This is a genomic window from Citrobacter sp. Ct235 (genome assembly GCF_030332305.1).
In the GTDB taxonomy this organism is placed as follows: Bacteria; Pseudomonadota; Gammaproteobacteria; order Enterobacterales; family Enterobacteriaceae; genus Citrobacter_A; species Citrobacter_A telavivensis.
The window spans coordinates 771,973-791,813 of sequence record NZ_JAOWIC010000049.1; the positions used below are offsets into that span (position 1 = coordinate 771,973).

20 protein-coding genes are annotated in these 19,841 nt (G+C 55.3%); 11 read left to right on the top strand and 9 right to left on the bottom strand.

Annotated features, from left to right (window positions below):
* Positions 1-137 precede the first annotated feature (137 nt).
* Both tehB and tehA read right to left on the bottom strand, forming a co-directional pair.
* Positions 138-734 carry a tellurite resistance methyltransferase TehB gene (gene tehB / locus OGY35_RS20735; RefSeq protein ID WP_178823478.1) on the bottom strand — a complete coding sequence of 199 codons (597 nt, stop codon included), beginning with the start codon at positions 732-734 and terminating at the stop codon, positions 138-140.
* Positions 731-1,735 carry a dicarboxylate transporter/tellurite-resistance protein TehA gene (gene tehA / locus OGY35_RS20740; protein WP_286633320.1) on the bottom strand — a complete coding sequence of 335 codons (1,005 nt, stop codon included), beginning with the start codon at positions 1,733-1,735 and terminating at the stop codon, positions 731-733. Before tehA ends, tehB begins: the two co-directional genes overlap by 4 nt.
* 112 nt (positions 1,736-1,847) lie before the next feature.
* On the opposite strand from tehA, the gene ydcK reads away from it, so the two are divergent.
* Positions 1,848-2,828 (top strand): YdcK family protein, encoded by a 981-nt coding sequence (gene ydcK / locus OGY35_RS20745; RefSeq protein WP_286633321.1) that lies wholly within the window; start codon positions 1,848-1,850, stop codon positions 2,826-2,828.
* On the opposite strand, the gene rimL is transcribed toward ydcK, so the two are convergent.
* Positions 2,820-3,365 carry a 50S ribosomal protein L7/L12-serine acetyltransferase gene (gene rimL / locus OGY35_RS20750; RefSeq protein WP_286633323.1) on the bottom strand — a complete coding sequence of 182 codons (546 nt, stop codon included), beginning with the start codon at positions 3,363-3,365 and terminating at the stop codon, positions 2,820-2,822. The genes ydcK and rimL overlap by 9 nt on opposite strands.
* Before the next feature lie 184 nt (positions 3,366-3,549).
* Here rimL and OGY35_RS20755 point away from each other — a divergent pair, with 184 nt between their 5' ends.
* The 7 genes from OGY35_RS20755 to OGY35_RS20785 all read left to right on the top strand — a co-directional run bounded on the left by OGY35_RS20755 (position 3,550) and on the right by OGY35_RS20785 (position 9,077).
* The gene (locus OGY35_RS20755) at positions 3,550-4,671 is read left to right on the top strand and encodes a M42 family metallopeptidase (protein ID WP_286633325.1); all 1,122 of its coding nucleotides are present in this window, start codon (positions 3,550-3,552) and stop codon (positions 4,669-4,671) included.
* A complete protein-coding gene (sgcB, locus tag OGY35_RS20760) occupies positions 4,668-4,946 on the top strand; it encodes a PTS sugar transporter subunit IIB SgcB (protein WP_152754380.1) in 279 nt (92 codons plus the stop codon). Before OGY35_RS20755 ends, sgcB begins: the two co-directional genes overlap by 4 nt.
* Before the next feature lie 12 nt (positions 4,947-4,958).
* Complete coding sequence (gene sgcC, locus OGY35_RS20765; RefSeq protein ID WP_152404556.1) at positions 4,959-6,272, top strand: PTS sugar transporter subunit IIC SgcC; 1,314 nt, start codon at positions 4,959-4,961, stop codon at positions 6,270-6,272.
* Between the two features lie 12 nt (positions 6,273-6,284).
* Positions 6,285-7,091 (top strand): BtpA family protein SgcQ, encoded by an 807-nt coding sequence (sgcQ, locus tag OGY35_RS20770; RefSeq protein WP_286633327.1) that lies wholly within the window; start codon positions 6,285-6,287, stop codon positions 7,089-7,091.
* Between the two features lie 118 nt (positions 7,092-7,209).
* Entirely contained in the window at positions 7,210-7,641 is a 432-nt protein-coding gene (sgcA, locus tag OGY35_RS20775; protein WP_286633328.1) for an SgcA family PTS sugar transporter subunit IIA, read from the top strand.
* 11 nt (positions 7,642-7,652) lie between these two features.
* Positions 7,653-8,285 carry a ribulose-phosphate 3 epimerase family protein gene (locus OGY35_RS20780; RefSeq protein WP_286633719.1) on the top strand — a complete coding sequence of 211 codons (633 nt, stop codon included), beginning with the start codon at positions 7,653-7,655 and terminating at the stop codon, positions 8,283-8,285.
* A gap of 15 nt (positions 8,286-8,300) precedes the next feature.
* A complete protein-coding gene (locus OGY35_RS20785; protein ID WP_046480931.1) occupies positions 8,301-9,077 on the top strand; it encodes a DeoR/GlpR family DNA-binding transcription regulator in 777 nt (258 codons plus the stop codon).
* Between the two features lie 104 nt (positions 9,078-9,181).
* Here the strand turns inward: OGY35_RS20785 and OGY35_RS20790 are convergent, their stop codons facing one another.
* The 4 genes from OGY35_RS20790 to hglS form a co-directional block, all read right to left on the bottom strand.
* Positions 9,182-9,406 (bottom strand): HP1242/YdcH family protein, encoded by a 225-nt coding sequence (locus tag OGY35_RS20790; protein ID WP_042318909.1) that lies wholly within the window; start codon positions 9,404-9,406, stop codon positions 9,182-9,184.
* 166 nt (positions 9,407-9,572) lie between these two features.
* Positions 9,573-11,228: a glucan biosynthesis protein D gene (locus OGY35_RS20795; protein ID WP_286633329.1), complete on the bottom strand. Its 1,656-nt coding sequence runs from the start codon at positions 11,226-11,228 to the stop codon at positions 9,573-9,575.
* Positions 11,229-11,448: 220 nt separating this feature from the next.
* The gene (locus OGY35_RS20800) at positions 11,449-12,957 is read right to left on the bottom strand and encodes a carboxylesterase/lipase family protein (RefSeq protein ID WP_286633720.1); all 1,509 of its coding nucleotides are present in this window, start codon (positions 12,955-12,957) and stop codon (positions 11,449-11,451) included.
* Between the two features lie 45 nt (positions 12,958-13,002).
* Positions 13,003-14,346 (bottom strand): 2-oxoadipate dioxygenase/decarboxylase HglS, encoded by a 1,344-nt coding sequence (gene hglS, locus OGY35_RS20805; protein WP_286633330.1) that lies wholly within the window; start codon positions 14,344-14,346, stop codon positions 13,003-13,005.
* Between the two features lie 237 nt (positions 14,347-14,583).
* Here hglS and pcaH point away from each other — a divergent pair, with 237 nt between their 5' ends.
* Both pcaH and pcaG read left to right on the top strand, forming a co-directional pair.
* The gene (pcaH, locus tag OGY35_RS20810; RefSeq protein WP_286633331.1) at positions 14,584-15,324 is read left to right on the top strand and encodes a protocatechuate 3,4-dioxygenase subunit beta; all 741 of its coding nucleotides are present in this window, start codon (positions 14,584-14,586) and stop codon (positions 15,322-15,324) included.
* On the top strand, positions 15,321-15,941 hold the full coding sequence (gene pcaG, locus OGY35_RS20815; RefSeq protein ID WP_286633332.1) for a protocatechuate 3,4-dioxygenase subunit alpha: 621 nt from the start codon (positions 15,321-15,323) through the stop codon (positions 15,939-15,941). The genes pcaH and pcaG overlap by 4 nt, the downstream gene beginning before the upstream one ends.
* 41 nt (positions 15,942-15,982) lie before the next feature.
* Here pcaG and OGY35_RS20820 read toward each other — a convergent pair whose 3' ends face one another.
* Positions 15,983-16,885 (bottom strand): manganese-dependent inorganic pyrophosphatase, encoded by a 903-nt coding sequence (locus tag OGY35_RS20820; protein WP_286633333.1) that lies wholly within the window; start codon positions 16,883-16,885, stop codon positions 15,983-15,985.
* Positions 16,886-17,010: 125 nt separating this feature from the next.
* Here OGY35_RS20820 and OGY35_RS20825 point away from each other — a divergent pair, with 125 nt between their 5' ends.
* The gene (locus tag OGY35_RS20825) at positions 17,011-17,934 is read left to right on the top strand and encodes a LysR substrate-binding domain-containing protein (protein WP_286633334.1); all 924 of its coding nucleotides are present in this window, start codon (positions 17,011-17,013) and stop codon (positions 17,932-17,934) included.
* Between the two features lie 52 nt (positions 17,935-17,986).
* Here OGY35_RS20825 and OGY35_RS20830 read toward each other — a convergent pair whose 3' ends face one another.
* Positions 17,987-19,675 (bottom strand): methyl-accepting chemotaxis protein, encoded by a 1,689-nt coding sequence (locus tag OGY35_RS20830; protein ID WP_286633337.1) that lies wholly within the window; start codon positions 19,673-19,675, stop codon positions 17,987-17,989.
* Between the last annotated feature and the right edge of the window lie 166 nt (positions 19,676-19,841).

The window sequence follows — 19,841 nt, forward strand, 5'->3', positions numbered from 1 at the left end:
GCAGATATGCAATTGAAATAGTAGCAAAGGGAAATCATCTGCGTTGGACTAAAAATGGTAACCACAGCACAATTTATTTCAGAGCGCCCATATTTAGGAAAAATGCTGGGCGCTGAAGGGGTTAGCGGTACATCTACTTAGGCTATTTTACGCGCCAGCAGCGTGGCGAAGCGCAGTTTAATTCGGTTGCCGTTGGCATCAGTACGATGCAATTCGCCAACATCTTCATTATATTTCAGTAATTCCCAGCCGTCGTAATAACGACGCAGTTCCCCTTCTTTAAAAGCAAACGGGAATCCTACCGTGCACGGAAAATCAGCGGTATCCATGGCGGCAACAATCAGGTTATAACCGCCCGGTTTGGTGCAACGCTGCATATTGTCGATTAAACCCGGAATCGTTTTGGCTTCCAGGAACATCAGTACCACGGTGGAGAGAATAAAATCATATTCGCCTTCAAACGTCAGGGCGTTGAGATCCACCACTTTCGCCTGGAGATTGTCCAGCCCTTCTGCCGCTTTAATACGTTCGACGTTGGCGATACTCATCGGGTTTTTATCCCACGCGGTCACGTCATAGCCCCTCGCCGCCAGATACAGACTGTTACGGCCATTGCCACAGCCTAAATCCAGCGTTTTTCCCGGTTTGACGACCTTCACCGCCTCCAGAACGTCAGAGTGAGTACGGGTTAAGTCATATTTTTCAGTGAAGTAATTTTCATCACGAAGGGTCATTTTTTATCCTCAGATTTCAGTAATGCCGCACGTTCTGTGCGAATGAGCAGTTTTCCCTGCATCAGTAGTGCGAACGTGCGTACCAACAATAATGCGATGATAACATTAGTAAAGATGAACAACGGCACCGCCAGCGTGTGAAAAAAGCCAGCGGGACTGGCATGGCCAAGATGCAGCCCGGTGGTCGCCAGGGCCGACACGCCGAACGAGAAACTCCAGAATGAGGCGTTAAACGGCTGCGACAGATACCAGGGCATCAGGCGCAGCATAAACAGGAGTTGCAGCAGGCCGTAGCCGAATAACATTTTTGCCAGCGTATCGCCCTCACCGCCGTTGACGCTCAGCCAGGCGCTACAGGCCACCAGCGCAGGCGCAAGCTGGATCCCCAGCGAAGTCCGCATAACGGTGGGCAATTCGCCGGCGCTGCGCAGACGCTGCAAGATAACCGGCTCCAGGCTCAGCCAGGAAAAAACGCCCGCCCCTAAAAAGACCAGTCCGGCATCGGTATAGCCTAATGCGCCGCAGGCCATCGCGCTGATGAAGTTATTAGCGACCGTGGGTAAATAGAGTCCTGGCGTTGTTGCCTCTTGTGGGTGCGAGCCGCGCCACAGCCCGGCGGTCTGCCATGCTGCGTAAACCAGTTGAATGACGACCCCGACGCTAAACAGACCAATCGCCAGCGGACGACACCACGGAACAAAACCAATCGCCACCAGCATCGTGGTGGCCGGAAACAGGCTGACAAAACTGCTCATCACCGGATGGCGAATCTCGGCGATCACGCTGTGCGGAAAGCGGATCAGACGCGTGATAAACGCCAGCGTCAGCAGTCCCCATATCACCATCGCCAGCATCACCAGACCGTCGCCGAACCAGTGGCTGACCGACCAGATTTGGCTGGCATAGCGCCAGGCAAAGCCCATTCCAATCGTCCCAAGGACCATGCCGAAGTAACCGGCGGGAAGATTCAGGACGCGATCGCTACTCTTGCTGTTGCTCATTTTGTTTAATTTATAAAGTATATTTTAAATGCATTTTATGGAATTTTATCCGCGTTAGCCAGCGTCGCAGAATTTGCTACGGTTATAGTAAGCGACTAAACGGAATGCCTTCATGCGTAAATACCGACTCAGCGACGAACCGCGCGCGTTCAGTTACCTGGATAATGGCAATAAAAAGAGCGTATTACTACGCCAGATTATCGCACTCGTTGACTTTAATGATGTGAAAACCGGTGACGCTGGCGGCTGGATTGATGATGAAAGCGTGCTGGCCCACACCGGGAATTGTTGGATTTATGACGAAAACACGCTGGCCTTTGCTGGCTGTATAATTTCGGGCAATGCGCGTATCACCCAGCCCTGCCTGCTACGCGACAACGTCAGCCTTGGCGATAACGTCTGGATAGACCATGCGGTGCTCAGCCACGGCGCCAGAATCAGTGACAACGTCACGATTCAGTCATCCACGGTTCGCGGCGACTGCCACCTCTTTGGCGACGCGCGGATTCTGCAACAATCAGAGATTGTCGCGGCGCGCGGACTCACCGTCGAGCGCGATCGGATCCTGCAAGTTTATGACCGCGCCACGGTTATCAATTCGCGCATTGTCCACCAGGCGCAAATCTATGGTGACGCCATCGTCAGCTACGCGTTCATTGAGCATCGGGCCGAAGTTTTTGATGACGCGCTGATTGAAGGTAATGACGAAAATAACGTCTGGATTTGCGATTGTGCGAAAGTCTACGGTCGTGCGCAGGTAATAGCCGGCACCGGGGATGATGCGATCCCCACCCTGCGCTACAGTTCACAGGTGGCGGAACAGGCGCGAGTGGAAGGCAACTGTGTGCTTAAACATCACGTGCTGGTGGGCGGAAACGCCGTGCTGCGCGGCGGTCCCATTTTACTCGACGATCATATTCTGATTGAAGGCGACGCGCGTATTCTCGGTGAGGTGCTGATTGAAAATCACATCGACATTCGAGGGCGCACCACCGTTGAGGCCGCCACAGACGAGGCCATTTACCTGCGCGGCCCGAAAGTGTTCAACGGTGAACAGCATATCACCCGCACACCGCTGATTGGTTCACTGTAGCGACGAATCGATGATTCGTGCATACAGATTAACATCGTCATAGTGACCGTTCAGGAACTCCGCCTGCTTCAGGCAGCCTTCAAGCGTAAAGCCATTGCGCTGTGCCACCTGATTGCTTGCCAGATTTTTTACCCGACATTTGATAACAAAGCGGCGAATTTCGCCTCGCCCGGCATAGTGATGAATAAACGCCTGCAGCGCACGCGACAGGATCCCTTTCCCCTGCTGCGCTTCATCTATCCAGTAACCGATATAAGCCGCTTTGTTCAACGGCTCGATCTGATTAAACGACAGCACGCCCAGCATCTCCTCGCCGTCAAAAATGAGGAACATTTTGGCGTAGCCACGCTGATGCAGCATCATATTGCCCTGCACGGATTTGCGCGAGTCTTCTTCAGAGTTGACGTATTGCGGCCAGTCTAAAAACTGCTGTAGCCAGGCGCTATTTTTACGTACCAGTTGATACAGCCCGGCAACGTGACATTCCTCTACCGCCCGTAGTTGTAGCGTGTCATTGATCTCAATAATTTCACTCACCCGTATTCTTCCTCCCGCGTTCAGACATTCATCAGCATTGAGCGTTTTTATTCTACTTACCTCACATTATTTTTTATTTCCTCTACTTTCGCTATTTCCACGTGAGACTGCTCACAATTATTCGCCCAGCCAGCGCCTATAAAACGCTCAACGAGTGATTGTTTTATCTTCTACGGAGATCCTTATGTCATTTTCTGTGCAGGAAACCCTGTTCTCGCTTTTGCATCTCAATGCCGTTTCAGGGCATGAAAACAGCGTCGCTGAGGTCATGCTACGCGAATTTAAACGTCAGGCAAAAGAGGTCTGGCGCGATCGGTTGGGAAATGTCGTCGCCCGCTACGGTAGCGATAACCCGAATGCCTTGCGACTGATGATGTTTGCCCACATGGATGAAGTCGGCTTTATGGTGCGCAAAATTGAGCCGTCGGGATTTTTGCGCTTCGAACGTGTGGGCGGCCCGGCGCAGGTCACCATGTCCGGTTCGGTCGTCACGCTCGCCGGAGATAATGGCCCGGTGATGGGATGCATCGGCATTAAGGCGTACCACTTTGCAAAGGGGGATGAACGCACGCAATCACCTATCGTCGATAGACTGTGGATTGATATCGGCGCGAAGGATAAAGCCGATGCCCTGCGGATGGGCATCCAGGTCGGTACGCCGGTTACGCTGTATAACCCACCGCAACTGCTGGCGAACGATCTTGTGTGCAGCAAAGCGCTGGACGATCGTCTGGGGTGCACGGCGCTGCTGGGCGTGGCGGATGCCATCGGCACAGCGTCGCTGGATATCGCTGTTTATCTGGTGGCGTCCGTGCAGGAAGAGTTCAACATCCGCGGCATTGTCCCGGTTTTACGCCGCGTTAAGCCGGATCTCGCCATCGGCATTGATATCACGCCGTCATGCGATACGCCGGATCTGCAGGACTACTCCGACGTCCGGGTCAACCAGGGGGTCGGCATCACCTGCCTGAACTACCACGGACGTGGCACGCTGGCCGGATTAATCACGCCACCGCGACTGATCCACATGCTCGAGCAAACGGCCCTTGCGCACCATATTCCCGTGCAGCGCGAAGTCGCGCCCGGTGTTATCACCGAAACGGGCTATATCCAGGTTGAGCAGGACGGCATTCCCTGCGCCAGCCTCTCTATCCCTTGTCGCTATACCCATTCTCCCGCGGAGGTCGCCAGTCTGCGCGATTTGACTGACTGCATTCGCTTATTGACCGCCCTGGCTGGTATGCCAGCCGGGCACTTTCCCGTTGAGCCTGATTCAGGCACTACACAAGAGGCAAATCCATTATGAAAAAGATCCTTGTGGCATGCGGTACCGGCATGTCGACGTCAACCATGATTGCGCACAAGTTGCAGGAGTTCCTTGCTGAACAAGGCATTCCGGCAAGCACCGCCCAGTGTTGTCTCAATGAGATCCCGCTGAATTGTAACGGCATGGACCTGATTGTGACGTCCATGCGTACCAACAACGATTACGGTATTCCCACGTTAAACGGCGCGGCACTGCTAACGGGAATTAACGACGACGCCTTGAAGCAAGAAATCAAGGCACTGTTAACGCAATAACAAGGAGGCATTATGTTTGACTACATCCTGTCTCTCGGTGGTACCGTCTTTGTTCCCATCATCATGATTGTGATTGGGTTGATCTTCCGTATTCCCTGGCTGCAGGCGATCAAAGCCGGGGTCACGGTAGGGATTGGTTTTGTCGGAATGGGGCTGGTGATCGTCATGGCGATCGACAGCCTCAGTCCGCCCATCAAAGTGATGATTGAACGCTTTGGTCTGACCCTGCATGTGTTTGACGTCGGCGCAGGACCGGCCTCCGGCGTCGGGTACGCCACCGCCATTGGCGCAATGATTATCCCGATTATTTTTCTGCTCAACGTCGCGATGCTGGTCACCCGTCTGACCAAAACCATGAACGTCGATATCTATAACTACTGGCACTACGCCATTACCGGCACTGTGGTCCAGTTAATGACCGGCAGTCTGATTTATGGCGTGCTGGGCGCCATTTGCCACGCGGCATTGTCGCTGAAAATGGCCGACTGGACGGCTAAGCGCGTGCAGAACATCGTCGGACTGGAGGGGATCTCCATTCCGCAGGGCTATGGTTCCAGTTCGGTACCACTGTTCGTTCTGCTCGATGCCATCTACGAAAAAATTCCGTTTATGAAGGGACGCAACATTGATGCCCAGGAGATCCAGAAACGCTACGGCATGGTCGGCGACCCGGTCATTATCGGCGTGGTGCTCGGTCTGATCTTTGGTCTCGCGGCGGGTGAAGGCTTTAAAGGCTGCGCCAGCCTGATGATCACCGTCGCGGCGATTATGGTGCTGTTCCCGCGCATGATCCGTCTGATTGTTGAAGGGTTACTCCCCATCTCCGACGGCGCACGTAAATTCTTCCAGAAGCATTTTAAGGGACGTGAGGTGTATATCGGTCTGGATACCGCCGTCACGCTGGGTCACCCCACCACCATTGCCGTTGGCCTGTTGCTGATCCCTATCATGTTGATTCTCGCCAGCATCTTGCCCGGCAACAAAGTGCTGCCGCTTGCCGACCTGCCCGTCGCACCGTTCTTTATCTGTATGGCGACGGTTATCCATCGCGGCGACCTGATTCGCACCTTAATCAGCGGCGTGATTGTCATGGTCACCGTCCTGCTGATCGCCACGCAGTTTGCCCCCTACTTCACCGACATGGCGCTTAAGGGCGGTTTCAGCTTTGCCGGTGAAAACGCGCAAATCTCTGCACTGTCCGTGGGCAACATGTTTGGCTGGTCAATTTCGGAGCTGATGTCGCTTGGCATTATTGGCGTCGTCGTGGCGGTGGGTATCGTCGCCAGCGTCGTGCTGTTCTTACGTAAACGTGAACTATCGGAATAAGGAGTACCTTCAATGAGTTGGCTGAAAGAGGTTATTGGAACGGAAAAAGCTGTTATTGCCATGTGCCATTTGCGCGCATTGCCCGGCGACCCGAGCTTTGATGCGCACAAAGGGATGAACTGGGTGATCGACCGCGCCCGGGACGATCTGCTGGCGCTACAAAATGGCGGCGTGGATGCCGTGATGTTTTCCAACGAGTTTAGTCTCCCCTATCTCACGAAGGTTCGCCCGGAAACCACCGCGGCAATGGCGAGGGTGATTGGACAACTGATGAGCGAAATCCGCATCCCGTTTGGCGTCAATGTGCTGTGGGATCCGGTCGCGTCGTTCGACCTGGCTATGGCGACGGGCGCATCGTTTATTCGCGAGATTTTTACCGGTGCCTACGCCAGCGACTTCGGCGTCTGGGACACCAACGTCGGTGAGACCATACGTCATCAGCACCGCATCGGCGCGGGTGGGGTCAAAACGCTGTTCAATATTGTGCCTGAAGCGGCGGTATATCTGGGCAATCGCGATATTTGTTCCATTGCGAAATCCACCGTCTTTAACAACCATCCGGATGCCCTCTGTGTCTCTGGCCTGACGGCGGGCGCACGCACCGACAGCGCCCTGCTAAAACGGGTAAAAGAGACGGTGCCGGATACCGTGGTGCTGGCGAATACCGGCGTGTGTCTGGAAAACGTTGAGGAACAGCTTAGCATTGCTGACGGTTGCGTAACGGCCACCACCTTTAAAAAGGACGGCGTTTTCGCCAACTTTGTCGATCAGGCGCGGGTCAGTCGGTTTATGGAAAAAGTGCATCATATACGGCAATAAAAAAGGGGATAAGCAGAGCGCTTACCCCCGGTAGTACAGCGATCCCTGCCGCCTTCGTCAAAAGTCTCGACGGGGATCGCTATCAGAGTAACCCTAACCGGCAAGGAGTCAACGACTGATGATAAACGATGTTAAGTGGGTGCAGGCACAGCGCGAGGCCAAAGACTGGCGCCAGGCCGTCGAGATCGCCGCTCGCCCGCTGATTACCTTTGGCGCTGCGCAACCGGGCTACGTGGACGGCATTATCGACAACACGCTGAACTGGGGGCCGTACTATTTAATTGCCCCCGGTATCGCCTTGCCTCATGCGCGGCCCGAACAAGGGGCTAACCACAATCAGGTCAGCATCACGACGCTTAAAACGCCCGTCGCGTTTGGTCATGAGGAGTGCGACCCGGTCTGGCTACTGCTGTGCGTCGGCGCGACGGATGCCAATGCGCATATCCTCACCATTCAGCGCATCAGTCAGTTTATTGATTCACCCGAACGACTCGCGGCGGTGCGACAAGCGCAAACCGACGCCGCGCTGTTCGCGCAGGTATGCGGATAACGGAGGCGATGATGATTCTGCACCCTTCTCTTGCGTCGGCGGATCCACTGCACTACGGGACGACGCTGACTGCCCTGGCCGATGCCGATATGGGTTCACTGCATCTGGATATCGAAGACAGCAGCTTTATTAACAACATTACCTTTGGCCTCAAAACCGTGCAGGCCGTCGCCCGGCAGACGACACATCCCCTCTCATTTCATTTTATGATTTCCCGCCCGCAGGACTGGTTTTCTGCTCTGGCAGAACTCAAACCGGCGTGGATTTTTGTTCATGCTGAAGCGCTGGCATACCCTTCTGAAACGCTGGCACAAATAAGGCTTATCGGCGCGAAAGCCGGGCTGGCGTTTAATCCGGCCACGCCCATTGACGCGTATCGCTATCTGGCACCACACCTGGATGCGCTGATGGTCATGACCAGCGAACCCGACGGCGTTGGTCAGCAGTTCATTCCCGCCCTGTGCGAGAAGGTCCGTCGCGTACGCGACTGTTTTCCTGAAGCGGCGTGCTGGGCCGACGGTGGCATAACGCTTTGCGCCGCACAACAGCTGGCGGCAGCGGGCGCGCAGCATCTTGTCGTGGGACGCGCGCTGTTCTCATCAGAAAACTATCACGCCACGTTATCCCGGTTTGCCGGACTGTAAGAGGAGATTGCTTCGATGAGCCAACAGCGCCCTGACCGTATCAAACAAATGCTGCACTATCTGTGGCAGCATCGTCATCTCTCTACCCAGCAGGCCATGGAACTGTTTGGCTATGCGGAGGCCACCGTCCGTCGTGATTTCCAGTATATCGCCAGCCAGTATCCCGGCATGATTCGCGGTCACGGCAGCCTTGATTTTGACGACAGCATGGATGACAAAGAGTATGTTTTTGATGTCAAACGGACATTGCAGGCGGAGGCCAAAAAAGAGATTGCCGCCCTGGCCCGCACGATGATCAAAGACGGCGACTGTTTCTTTCTTGATTCCGGTTCCACCTGTCTGGAGCTGGCGAAATGTCTGGCCGATGCGCGGGTGAAAGTCATCTGTAACGACATCAAAATCGCCAATGAGCTGGGCTGTTTTCCGCACGTCGAGAGCTACATCATCGGCGGACTGATTCGTCCGGGTTACTTTTCGGTGGGTGAGAGCCTGGCGCTGGAGATGATCAATGCGTTTTCGGTAGAACGGGCCTTTATCTCCTGCGATGCGCTGTCGCTGGCAACGGGGATCACCAACGCGACGATGTTCGAAGTCGGCGTTAAAACGCGGATTATTCAACGCGCCCGCGACGTGGTGCTGATGGCCGATCATTCAAAGTTTGATGCCGTCGAACCTCACGCGGTGGCCACGCTCTCATGTATTAAAACGATCATCAGCGACAGCGCGCTCGCGGATGACATTGTGCAGCGCTACACCCACGCGGGATGTCATCTGGTGTTGCCACATCGCTGAATGACAGGCACAAAAAAGCCGCCAGGGCCGGCGGCTTAGCTTGCTGACACAGAAGGAAAAAGCGTGGTTTTCCTTCTGTGCGGTTAGCGGCTCATCAACGCGGATTACCCCGCATCAACGCTTTCTTTCTGCAGTATTTTGAGCATATCGTCCTTAAGCTGGAGTTTCTGTTTTTTCAGACGAACGACTTCGAGATTGTATCCCCGACCATCGGAACCTTCCAGCCTGGCAATTTCATGATCAAGGTTGTTGTGCTTTTCGAAAAGAGACAGAAAGCGAGGATTCTCGGATTTCAGTCGGGAAATCAGATCTCTGTATTCTGGAAACATACGCTCTCCCTGTTAGTGATAAATCATGTGTATAAGAAATACACTCCTTCAGCTTACTCATTTGACTTAGGGAAAAATGCGAACGGGATCGTGTTTAATTCCTGTACAGATATTTCACGCTCATCTCTGATGACGCCCTTCGCATAACGAAGGGCGTCGGCGTCGATTAACGCATCACGCGGTCGTCGACGTAGTTACGTTTATCCGGCGCAGGCGGGAAATACTGATACAGCCAGGTTTCACTGATCGCCTCTCCCTGACAGCGCAGGAACATACGCATATCCACCGGATCGGTCGAGTCAGACGTCGGGTACCAGTCGAACTGGATGCGATAACCGTCAAACGGTTCAACGTAGAGGATCTCAATCTGTTTCGCTTCACCGCTGGACAACGTAATCACCGGCTCAATGCCTTTCGGCGCGGCCGCTTTCAGATCGCCACCCACGAAATCGACCGCAAAACGCCGTGCCCATTTCTCCGGATAGTGCTCACCCGGTGCCCAGCCTTCCGGGAATCCACCCATACCGGTGCGGGTCGCCATCACGCGCGCCAGCGGCGAACGGACCGGCGGCTGTGCGCTCCAGTACAGACGGTATTTGTATTCCAGCTCGTCACCCGCTTCGATGGCTTTTTCCGGCTGCCAGAAGCAGACCACGTTATCCAGCGTTTCGCCCGTCGTCGGGATCTCCATCAGGCCGATGGTGCCTTTGCCCCACTGGTTACGCGGTTCAACCCACAGGCTTGGGCGCTTGTTGTACCAGCCCATGATGTCCTGATAGTGGGTAAAATCGCGGTCCAGTTGCAGCAGGCCGAACCCTTTCGGATTGTTATCGGTATAGGCGTTGAATTGCAGCTTCTGCGGATTGTTCAGCGGGCGGCAGATCCACTCGCCGTTACCGCGCCACATCGCCAGTCGATCGGAGTCGTGGATTTGCGGATGAATGGTGTCGCACATGCGGCGTTCGTTATTGCCGCAGCTGAACATACTGGTCATCGGGGCGATGCCCAACTGTTTGATGTCTTTGCGGGCATAGAGACGATTTTCGACATCCATGATCACCTGGCTCTTCTCGCAGTGAATCACGAACTTATAGGCACCGGTGATGCTCGGGCTGTCCAGCAGCGCGTACACGGTAAACGAGGTGGCGCCTGGTTTCACCGTATCGAACCAGAAGGCGGTGAAATCCGGGAACTCTTCTTTGGTGTCGGTGTAGGTGTCAATTGCCAGACCGCGCGCGGAAAGCCCGTACTGATAGGTATCATCAACCGCACGGAAATAGCTTGCGCCAAGGAAGGAGACGACGTCGCGACGCGCCAGTTCGGGCGCTTTGAAGACGCGAAAACCGGCAAAGCCGAGATCGGTTTGCCCTTCCAGTTGTCTGGTATCAACGCCGGCATCATTGTATTTAAACAGTTCCGGACGGAAGTGGATCTCACGCGCCTGATGGGTGCTGGAATCAACGGAGAACATGCGTACGCGGCGACGAAAGCCCATCCCGACGTGGAAGAACTGCGCATCCAACTGGCGGTCTTCGACGTTGTTCCACAGCGATTGCGCGGCATCGTACTGAATACTGTTGTAGGCCTGCGGCGTCAGATTCGCCAGCGTATTGGGCAACGCACGCGGCGCACCGCCCCACGGTTTCTGCGCGAGATCGTGCGCCATGGATTGCAGTACGGAAAAATCAAAGCGGACGGTTTGTCCGTCTGCAATGTCGGATTCCGCCGCATAAGCAGCACGGGTGAAGAGTGAAGCAATACCGCTGGTACCGCACACGGCGGCCATTGCCATTGAACCTTTAATAAATCGTCTGCGATTCATACCTGAAAGTAAATCCTTCTGGTCATGTGAAGGGTCCCGCGCTGGCGCTCGACAGCGGCAAGAAGTTGCATAATTCTGACCGCTCACTCTAGACAAAATTCATTAAGAATCCAATTGTTGGCCGCTGATTATCTGAACAAAACGGAAAATATTTCGTGTCGATGAGAACAGACTGATTCCCACGTAAATTTTCCCGCACAAACTTTCAGCTTGTGCAAAGTTAGTCGAGACTGACATGGTGGGCCATCACCCGTTTAAAGAGCGAAAGCCGCGCCCGCATGAACCGGTTCTCAACCTTAAATCCGGCGAACTTGTTCAGCCCAATGCGCAACAACCGATCGCGGCCCTGAATACAGGCAGGCCAGCGGACCGGTCCGTGAAGCACATCGCAAGACCGGCTGGCATGACGGGCGAAATTGACCCAGTAATCCGCAACGTGGGCGGCAAAAGCGAGATCGTTAGCGTTCACGTAATTGCGCGAGGGCTCGGCGAGCATCAATGTATCAAAAACATAAGGCACTTCATTGCCATGCCATGCGCCGTTGGCGTAGGTGTGATGCTCCGTTTCCGCAACGTAATCGAACCAATAGCGCCAGCACGGTTCGCCAACCCGCTGCTGCGCCTGCATCACCACATAGCCCAATGCCGTAAACGCCATATCCCGACACACCTGCCGCCCCAGCTCTTCATCGCCCTTCACACCCGGATACAGCAGCTTAATCAGACCGAGTCCCAGCCTGCGTTCACGACGTAGTTTCTGGATTTGCCCGGCAAGGTCGATGCCAAAGACGGCCATCACGCTGGCTTCATCGCTGTTCGAGCCAATCATCATGGGCATTGGGTGTTGTCTGGCGGCAAAAAAGACGTCCAGCATCGGTTCCGGCAGTATTGCATCGCCGGAGATGGGCGTCGGCGCAATTTTATACGGCGCGCCCAGCGGCCAGAATGCCTCAGCCGGAATGGCGCGAAGTTGTTCCGCCGTCGCGTTCTGCAAGCCAAAGTGCTCTGCCAGCGCAACGCCGTTTTCCAGGGCAATCTCGCGAGGCGTGTCCGGCAGCGTGTAGCCGCTCTGTACAATCGCTTTATGAAACAGCCCTTTTCCGCGCGGAGAGGCTAACAGCGAGAGTACGCTGCGCGCCCCGGCCGACTCCCCAAACAGCGTGACGTTTTGCGGATCGCCGCCGAACGCGGCGATGTTTTCCTGAACCCAGCGCAGCGCGGCAATCTGGTCGAGCAGCGCGAAGTTATTGAGGCACTCGCCCTCTTCGCCTTCCAGCGCCGGATGGGCAAAAAAGCCGAGATGACCGAGGCGATAATTGACGGTAACGACAACCACGTCACGCTTCGCCAGCGCAACGCCGTCATAAGGTGGCAGATTGCCGGCACCGATGGTGTAGCCACCGCCGTGCAGCCAGACCATTACCGGAAGCGGCTGATGACGTTTCGCCGGAGACCAGACGTTGAGATAGAGACAATCTTCAGAAAAAGCGCCCGGATCGCCGCCGCCCAACTCTTTGCAGTATTCAATGTCCTGCCAGCTTGCACTGGAGAAGGTACTGGCGTCACGAACCCCGGACCAGGGGGCGACCGGTTGAGGTGCTCGCCAGCGTCGTTCACCCGTTGGCGGCGCGGCGTAAGGAATGCCGCGCCAGAGGTGGGTGTCATCCTGTACAACCCCCATCAACTGGCCCTGCACCGTTTTAATCAGTGGAATGCTGGGATTGACCATGTCCATGTTTACCCGTTAATCGCAGATCCCTACAGGATACCTGGATTAAAGCAGGCCGCAACGCCGTTTGCTGCGTTCTTCCGCCTCCTGGTACAACACAAACTCGTCAAACACCGGACAGCCCAACGCCTGTTCAAAGGCCTCGCGACTGGCATTGCCATGACTGCGCGCCTGAGTTTCATTCCCCAGATTCGACTGGAAAATCCCCGCCGCGCTGACCGGCAGGAAATCTTCATAGGTGATGGGCTGCGCCTGCACCCAGCCGCGTTCAATGTGCGGTTGTGGATCGTCACCGGGATGAATCGCCTTGCGGTGCGCTTCGCCTGACGGCGTCAGACGATAGCGGAACCATGCCAGCCCCTGCTGGCGCAACAGAAATTCGCTGTCCGGGAACGCGTTAAACACCTCCTGCAGGTGCAGTTGGTGCGTCAGGTTATCTTTGCCCGTCCCGGCATTGCGCAATAATTCATCGTACAACTGACGCCCTTTGATCGTCAGCGCCACGCCGCGTTGTTCTATCTCGCCGAAGCGGGCCGTATGCGTCCCCTGCATTTCACCAGCGAACAGCACCGGTTCTTCCAGCGCTTTGAAACTGGTCTGGCGCAACAGAATGGGTACGTCACGACGCGGTGGGCCTTCAATAAGGATTTTCGGTTCAATACCACATTCCGGCATCATCGACTGCACCCGGTCAATATCCAGCGTTCTGGGCGTCAGGTGGTTAATGTGACAACCGGGGAAACAGACCACATCGGCGATCAGTCGATGTTCGTTATGCAGCGCATGATAGGTTTGTTCATCCACAGTGGCATGACGATGCCAGCGGAAGGTTTCCAGCGCTTCTTTCACAAACTCGCGCGCCTGTGACGCACTAAACCCATTCTGGCTGTCCCAGACATCGAGCAGTTCACGACAGCGTGGCGTAAAGATATCGCGCTGAGCGAGGATCTCCGCCGCGCGCTGGCGCAACGGGGCGTTTTCAATCAGTTCAAGACGCAATAACGAGGTAAAGACGCGAAACGGATTTCGCGACAGCGAGGCATCGTCAATGGGACGGAATGCCGTTGAGTGCACCGGTACCCCGGCCTGGGAGAGATCGTAATAGCTGACTGGAAACATCCCCATGATGGCAAACATGCGGCGCAGCGTGGACAGTTCCTCTGCCGTACCGACGCGAATAGCGCCATGACGTTCTACGTTGAGGCGCGCCAGTTCATCCGCATTAGCCAGTTTTTCATGCAGCGTGGGGTTATTTTCGAGGACCGCCAGATTCACATCCGCCACCAGTTCCAGCAGCGTGCCGTACTGCGGAACTTCCTGCTGGTACATGGCTGACATTGCCTGCGAAAAGTGTTCCCGAATCTCATCTGCCGTGATGGTGTTCGCCATAATGTCATGCCTCCAGTGAATGTTACCTGGAGTGTAGGAAACGCCATTCACTCTGGGGGGAAGAATTTACAAAGTGTGATCTCACCTGAATTCGCTCTGCGTCAGACCCTGCGCCGTTATATAGCCTTTGGTTATGTAATAAACGGCATAAATTCACTTTTAATTAACAATGCATTTACACACACTGCGTCAGGTAAGCATAAAACAATAACTCTCTTCCCTGTACCGGAGTCCGCTATGCGTGAAAAAGTGACCTCTCGCGAGGTGATCCATCGCGACTATAACAGCCATCCGCCAGCCTTTGCCCCTGGCTATAAAACCAGCGTTCTGCGCTCGCCGCGCAACGCGCTGATCTCCTTACAAAACTCATTGTCTGAAATCACCGGACCGGTCTTCAGCAACAACGATCTTGGCCCGCTGGATAATGACCTGATCATGAATTACGCCAAAGACGGCCTGCCGATTGGCGAGCGCATTATCGTCCATGGCTATGTGCGTGATGGTTTTGGCCAGCCGTTGAAAAATACGCTGGTCGAAGTCTGGCAGGCCAATGCCGGCGGTCGTTATCGCCACAAGAAGGACCAGTATCTCGCACCGATCGACCCTAACTTCGGCGGCTGCGGGCGGGTGTTAACCGATGAGAACGGCTATTACTTTTTCCGTACCATCAAGCCCGGCCCCTACCCGTGGCGCAATCAGGTCAGTGACTGGCGTCCTTCGCACATCCACTTTTCACTCTCCGGTGAAGCTTTCGCCCAACGTTTGATTACGCAAATGTATTTTGAAGGCGATCCGCTGATCAAGCAGTGTCCGATTGTGAAAACCATCAATAACGATGATGCCATCCGCACGCTGATTGCCGAACTGGATACCCACGCCGCCGTACCGCTCGATTGCCTGGCGTATCGCTTTGACCTCGTGCTCCGCGGGCAGCGCGCCACCTTATTTGAAAACCGTACTCAGGGGGGCTCGCGATGAAAGACTATTTGCAGGAAACCGCCTCGCAAACGGCGGGACCGTATGTGCACATTGGGCTTGCGCCTGACGCCGCAGGGTTTCACATCTTTGAGAAGAATTTCAGTTCCACGCTGACTAACAGTCATACCGAAGGCGAGCGCATCGTGATTGAAGGCCGGGTGATTGACGGTTCAGGCACGCCGGTGCGCGATGTGCTGCTGGAAATCTGGCAGGCCAACGCCCACGGACGCTATAACCATCCGGCAGACCGTCAGGAAGAAAAGCCGATCGACGCGGATTTTCGCGGCTGGGGACGAACCTGTTCCGACTTCGACAGCGGCGTCTGGCGTTTCGACACCATCAAACCTGGCTGCGTGGTGGGACGCGATGGCCGTACGATGGCGCCGCACGTCAATCTGTGGATTGTTGCGCGCGGCATCAACATTGGCCTGAATACTCGCCTCTATTTTGCGGATGAACAAGAAGCCAATCAGCGCGATCCGGTGCTCAATCTGATCGAATGGGAAGTTCGCCGTCAGACCCTGATTGCCCGCCGCGAGCAGCGCGGTAATGAGACCGTCTATACCTTCGATATTCACCTGCAGGGCGAAAATGAAACCGTCTTTTTTGACGTCTGATGCCGTCAAGGGAACGGGCTGAATCTGTCAGCCCGTTTTGTCTAGTTTATCTGCGCAACATGACTTTCCAGCCACGGCAGCATCTGTTTCTTACGACTCAACATCCCTTCCACTATTACCGGTTGCGCCAGTTCAGGCTGGCGCGGGCCGGCGAACCAGAGTTGTGAATTGCCCACGTTGATGTCGGTCAGCATCAGCACAACCAAATCCGCCCCGCTGCGGGCCGCGTAATCGGTCATCTCCTCACGCAGAGCGCCCATCATGTCGGCGACCTGGCTCAGCGCGTACAGTTCAATCTGTGCAACGCTCACCTGCTGACCGTTGATAGTGAAACGCTTGATATCCTTTTGCAGCAGTTCGCTGGCACGCAATCCTTCAACGCTGGTTTTCGCGCTCAGCAGATCGGCGCTGAACGCGGTCAGATCAATCCCGGCAAGCGCTGTCAGTTCTTCGACGGCCAGACGGTCATCCGCAGTCGTCGTGGGCGAACGAAGCGTGACAGTGTCACTCAGCGTCGCGCCCAACAACAATAACGCCTGCGCAGGCGTTATCTGCGCCCTGTTCTCTGGGCTCATCAGTTGCCACAACAGCGTGGCACTGCTGCCCACCGGCTTTATCCATACCTCTGGCGGCAGGCGGGTAACCAGCCCACCCAGGCGATGATGGTCGATAATGCCGACGATATTGCTCTCCCGGAGGGTTTCCGGCCCCTGTGTCGGCTCGGTGAAATCCACCAGCCAGACGTCGAGATCCGTCAACGGCATTTCCAGCAACGGCGGTATATCCTGCCCGGCCCGCTCGAACAGAAATCGGGTTTCGCGATTGGGTTCGCCCAGACGCCAGGCGGTGGCCTGAAGTCCGCGCATATTCAGCCAGCGCGCTGCCATAAAAGCGGTACAAATGGCATCACTATCCGGATTAAGGTGACCTGTGACATGGATCATTTTCGCCTCCGAAGAGAAAGTGCTGTTACTTAAATAAGTTAAATGTTAATAATATTTTGCAATCAAGTTATCAAAAACAAACAACTTTACTTGTCACCGGCACCGCTCTGTTCTTAACATCGCTTATGGAAAAAAATAGTCTGTTCAGTCAGCGCATCCGATTGCGCCATCTTCATACATTTGTCGCTGTTGCTCAACAAGGGACCCTGGGGCGCGCAGCAGAAACCCTTAACCTTAGCCAGCCTGCGCTTTCCAAGACACTTAACGAACTGGAGCAACTGACCGGAACCCGCCTCTTCGAGCGCGGACGGCTTGGCGCGCAGCTAACGCTGCCCGGCGAGCAGTTCTTAACGCATGCGGTGAAAGTGCTTGACGCGCTCAATACCGCCGGACAGGCGCTGAATCGTAAAGAAGGTCTTAACAATGATGTGGTAAGAATAGGCGCTCTGCCGACCGCCGCGCTGGGTATTCTTCCGTCGGTCATCGGGCAGTTTCATCGGCAACAAAAAGAGACCACGCTGCAAGTCGCAACGATGAACAACACCATGCTGTTGGCGGGTCTGAAATCCGGCGAGATCGACATCGGCATTGGCCGGATGTCCGATCCGGAATTGATGAGCGGCCTCAATTATGAGCTGCTGTTTCTCGAGTCGTTAAAGCTGGTCGTTCGCCCCAACCACCCGTTACTGCAGGAAAATGTGACGCTGAGTCGCGTGATGGACTGGCCCGTGGTTGTCTCGCCAAAAGGGACAATCCCCCGTCAGAATGCCGAGGCGTTGCTGCAAAGTCAGGGCTGTAAGATGCCAACCGGCTGCATTGAAACGCTCTCCGCGTCGCTGTCGCGCCAGCTAACCGTCGATTATGACTACGTCTGGTTTGTGCCGTCAGGTGCGGTAAAAGAGGATTTGCGCCAGGCGACGCTGGTTTCGCTACCGGTGCCAACACAGGGCGCTGGCGAACCGATCGGTATTCTGACCCGCGTGGATTCACCGCTCTCCTCTGGCGCACAGATCTTAATTTCCGCCATTCGTAAATCGATGCCGTTATAACCGGTCAGACAGGCCGGATGAGTCGCCATTGCGCCACACCCGGCAATGGCGATTAGAAGGTTTCCCAGTTATCCCCACTATCGGTAACCGGCTGTGCTAAAGGCTGAACGGGCGTCTTTGTTGTCGACACGCGTTTACCCGAGCGTCCACCCTGCAAGCGAAACGTACCCACCGCCTCCGTCAGATGCGCGGCCTGCTCTTCCAGCGATGCCGCCGCCGCAGAGGCCTCTTCCACTAGCGAGGCGTTCTGCTGCGTCACTTTATCCATCTCTGAAATAGCCTGGCTAACCTGGACTATCCCGCGACTCTGTTCGTCCGACGCCGCCGCGATTTCCAGCATGATATCGGTGACGCGTTTAACCGCCTCCACAATGTCGGTCATGGTATTACCCGCCGCGACCACTTCACCGGAACCCTGATCGATCAGCCGGACTGACTCGCTGATCAGCCCTTCAATCTCTTTCGCCGCCTGGGCGCTGCGGCTGGCCAGCGTACGGACCTCACTGGCGACCACGGCGAATCCACGCCCTTGCTCACCGGCACGCGCGGCCTCTACTGCGGCGTTCAGCGCCAGAATATTGGTCTGGAAGGCAATGCTGTTAATGACCGCAGTGATCTCAGAGATTTTCTTCGAACTGGTCGAAATATTACCCATCGTCTGGACCACGCCGGAGACCATCTGTCCGCCACGACTGGCTTTACCGGACGCATCTTCCGCCAGTTTGCTGGCGTGGTGCGCGTTATCGGCGTTTTGCTTCACCGTTGCGGTCAACTCTTCCATACTGGCTGCCGTTTGCTCGATCGCCGCAGCCTGCTCCTCGGTGCGTGAAGACAAGTCGGTATTGCCCGCCGAGATTTCGCTGGTGCCACGGTAAATCTCTTCTGCGCCCTGACGCACGGATCCGACCGTTTGCACCAACGAACGCTGCATCTGTTGCAGGTGGCGACTCAGACGCCCAATCTCGCTGCGCCCGGTCGGCTCATCCTGCATGGTCAGATCGCCAGCGGCAATTTGCTCAATACGCTGCGCGGCATGCTGCAAAGGTTGAATGACGGTACGACGCAGAACAATAAACGTCATCAGCGTCAGCAGCAGCGCCAGACCAAAGGCACCTATCATGAACATCATCCCCAGTTGTGTGCGCTGATGCGCCTGCTCACTTAACTGGTTAGCACGCGCCATGCGCAGTTCGATCGCCTTCAGCAAGACTTTGTTGTAACTGTCATCCAGTTGTCTTGCGTGTTCGCTCTCGTGGTTGATGATCGCTTCAAACATGCCGTTTTTGGCGTACTTGAGCATCGGTTGCATCCCTGCGACATAGGCTTTGAAGCTACTCTCCAGTTCGCCATCCAACGCTTCATCCGCAGGGGTTTTCACCTTGCGTGCCATGTAAACGTTAAATCCTTCCTCAGACTGCTTGATACGCTTTTCCGCTGCGGCAATGTTGGCCTTCATGTCATCCATTTCGGCAATCCGACTGGCAGCGCCTGCATGAATCATGTTGATTCGCGCGGTACGCAGGTGGTTCGAGCTGTTCGATAATCCCATGCGAACCTGGATCTCATCCGTCACGTCCCGCTGATCGCGGTCAGCCTGCATGAGAAAGTAGCCCGCCAGACCTGAGCTCAGCGCGAACAGTAAAAGGATGCCACCGAGAATGGAGGAAAACAGCGGAACCAGCCTGATGTGATGCAAAAAGCCCAGCTTATGTGGTGCTTGCATCGATGTTGTGTTGTCCATGACCGTCGACTCTCTTGTAGGATTAATGCGTAATACGCGCCCGTTAGATAGTCATCGGCATTCCGCGAGGTTTACTTACCGGGAAAAGCGCCGATTTCGTCACAGTTTGACAACATTTATGTTAAAAACAGGAGAGCGCCAGCGGAGATTTCCGCTGGCGGATGAA

Coding starts and splice junctions, on each gene's coding strand:
- tehB (WP_178823478.1), bottom strand. CDS start 734: ATGACCCTTCGTGATGAAAATTACTTCACTGAAAAATATGACTTAACC.
- tehA (WP_286633320.1), bottom strand. CDS start 1,735: ATGAGCAACAGCAAGAGTAGCGATCGCGTCCTGAATCTTCCCGCCGGT.
- ydcK (WP_286633321.1), top strand. CDS start 1,848: ATGCGTAAATACCGACTCAGCGACGAACCGCGCGCGTTCAGTTACCTG.
- OGY35_RS20755 (WP_286633325.1), top strand. CDS start 3,550: ATGTCATTTTCTGTGCAGGAAACCCTGTTCTCGCTTTTGCATCTCAAT.
- sgcB (WP_152754380.1), top strand. CDS start 4,668: ATGAAAAAGATCCTTGTGGCATGCGGTACCGGCATGTCGACGTCAACC.
- sgcC (WP_152404556.1), top strand. CDS start 4,959: ATGTTTGACTACATCCTGTCTCTCGGTGGTACCGTCTTTGTTCCCATC.
- sgcQ (WP_286633327.1), top strand. CDS start 6,285: ATGAGTTGGCTGAAAGAGGTTATTGGAACGGAAAAAGCTGTTATTGCC.
- sgcA (WP_286633328.1), top strand. CDS start 7,210: ATGATAAACGATGTTAAGTGGGTGCAGGCACAGCGCGAGGCCAAAGAC.
- OGY35_RS20780 (WP_286633719.1), top strand. CDS start 7,653: ATGATTCTGCACCCTTCTCTTGCGTCGGCGGATCCACTGCACTACGGG.
- OGY35_RS20785 (WP_046480931.1), top strand. CDS start 8,301: ATGAGCCAACAGCGCCCTGACCGTATCAAACAAATGCTGCACTATCTG.
- OGY35_RS20790 (WP_042318909.1), bottom strand. CDS start 9,406: ATGTTTCCAGAATACAGAGATCTGATTTCCCGACTGAAATCCGAGAAT.
- OGY35_RS20795 (WP_286633329.1), bottom strand. CDS start 11,228: ATGAATCGCAGACGATTTATTAAAGGTTCAATGGCAATGGCCGCCGTG.
- OGY35_RS20800 (WP_286633720.1), bottom strand. CDS start 12,957: ATGGTCAATCCCAGCATTCCACTGATTAAAACGGTGCAGGGCCAGTTG.
- hglS (WP_286633330.1), bottom strand. CDS start 14,346: ATGGCGAACACCATCACGGCAGATGAGATTCGGGAACACTTTTCGCAG.
- pcaH (WP_286633331.1), top strand. CDS start 14,584: ATGCGTGAAAAAGTGACCTCTCGCGAGGTGATCCATCGCGACTATAAC.
- pcaG (WP_286633332.1), top strand. CDS start 15,321: ATGAAAGACTATTTGCAGGAAACCGCCTCGCAAACGGCGGGACCGTAT.
- OGY35_RS20820 (WP_286633333.1), bottom strand. CDS start 16,885: ATGATCCATGTCACAGGTCACCTTAATCCGGATAGTGATGCCATTTGT.
- OGY35_RS20825 (WP_286633334.1), top strand. CDS start 17,011: ATGGAAAAAAATAGTCTGTTCAGTCAGCGCATCCGATTGCGCCATCTT.
- OGY35_RS20830 (WP_286633337.1), bottom strand. CDS start 19,675: ATGGACAACACAACATCGATGCAAGCACCACATAAGCTGGGCTTTTTG.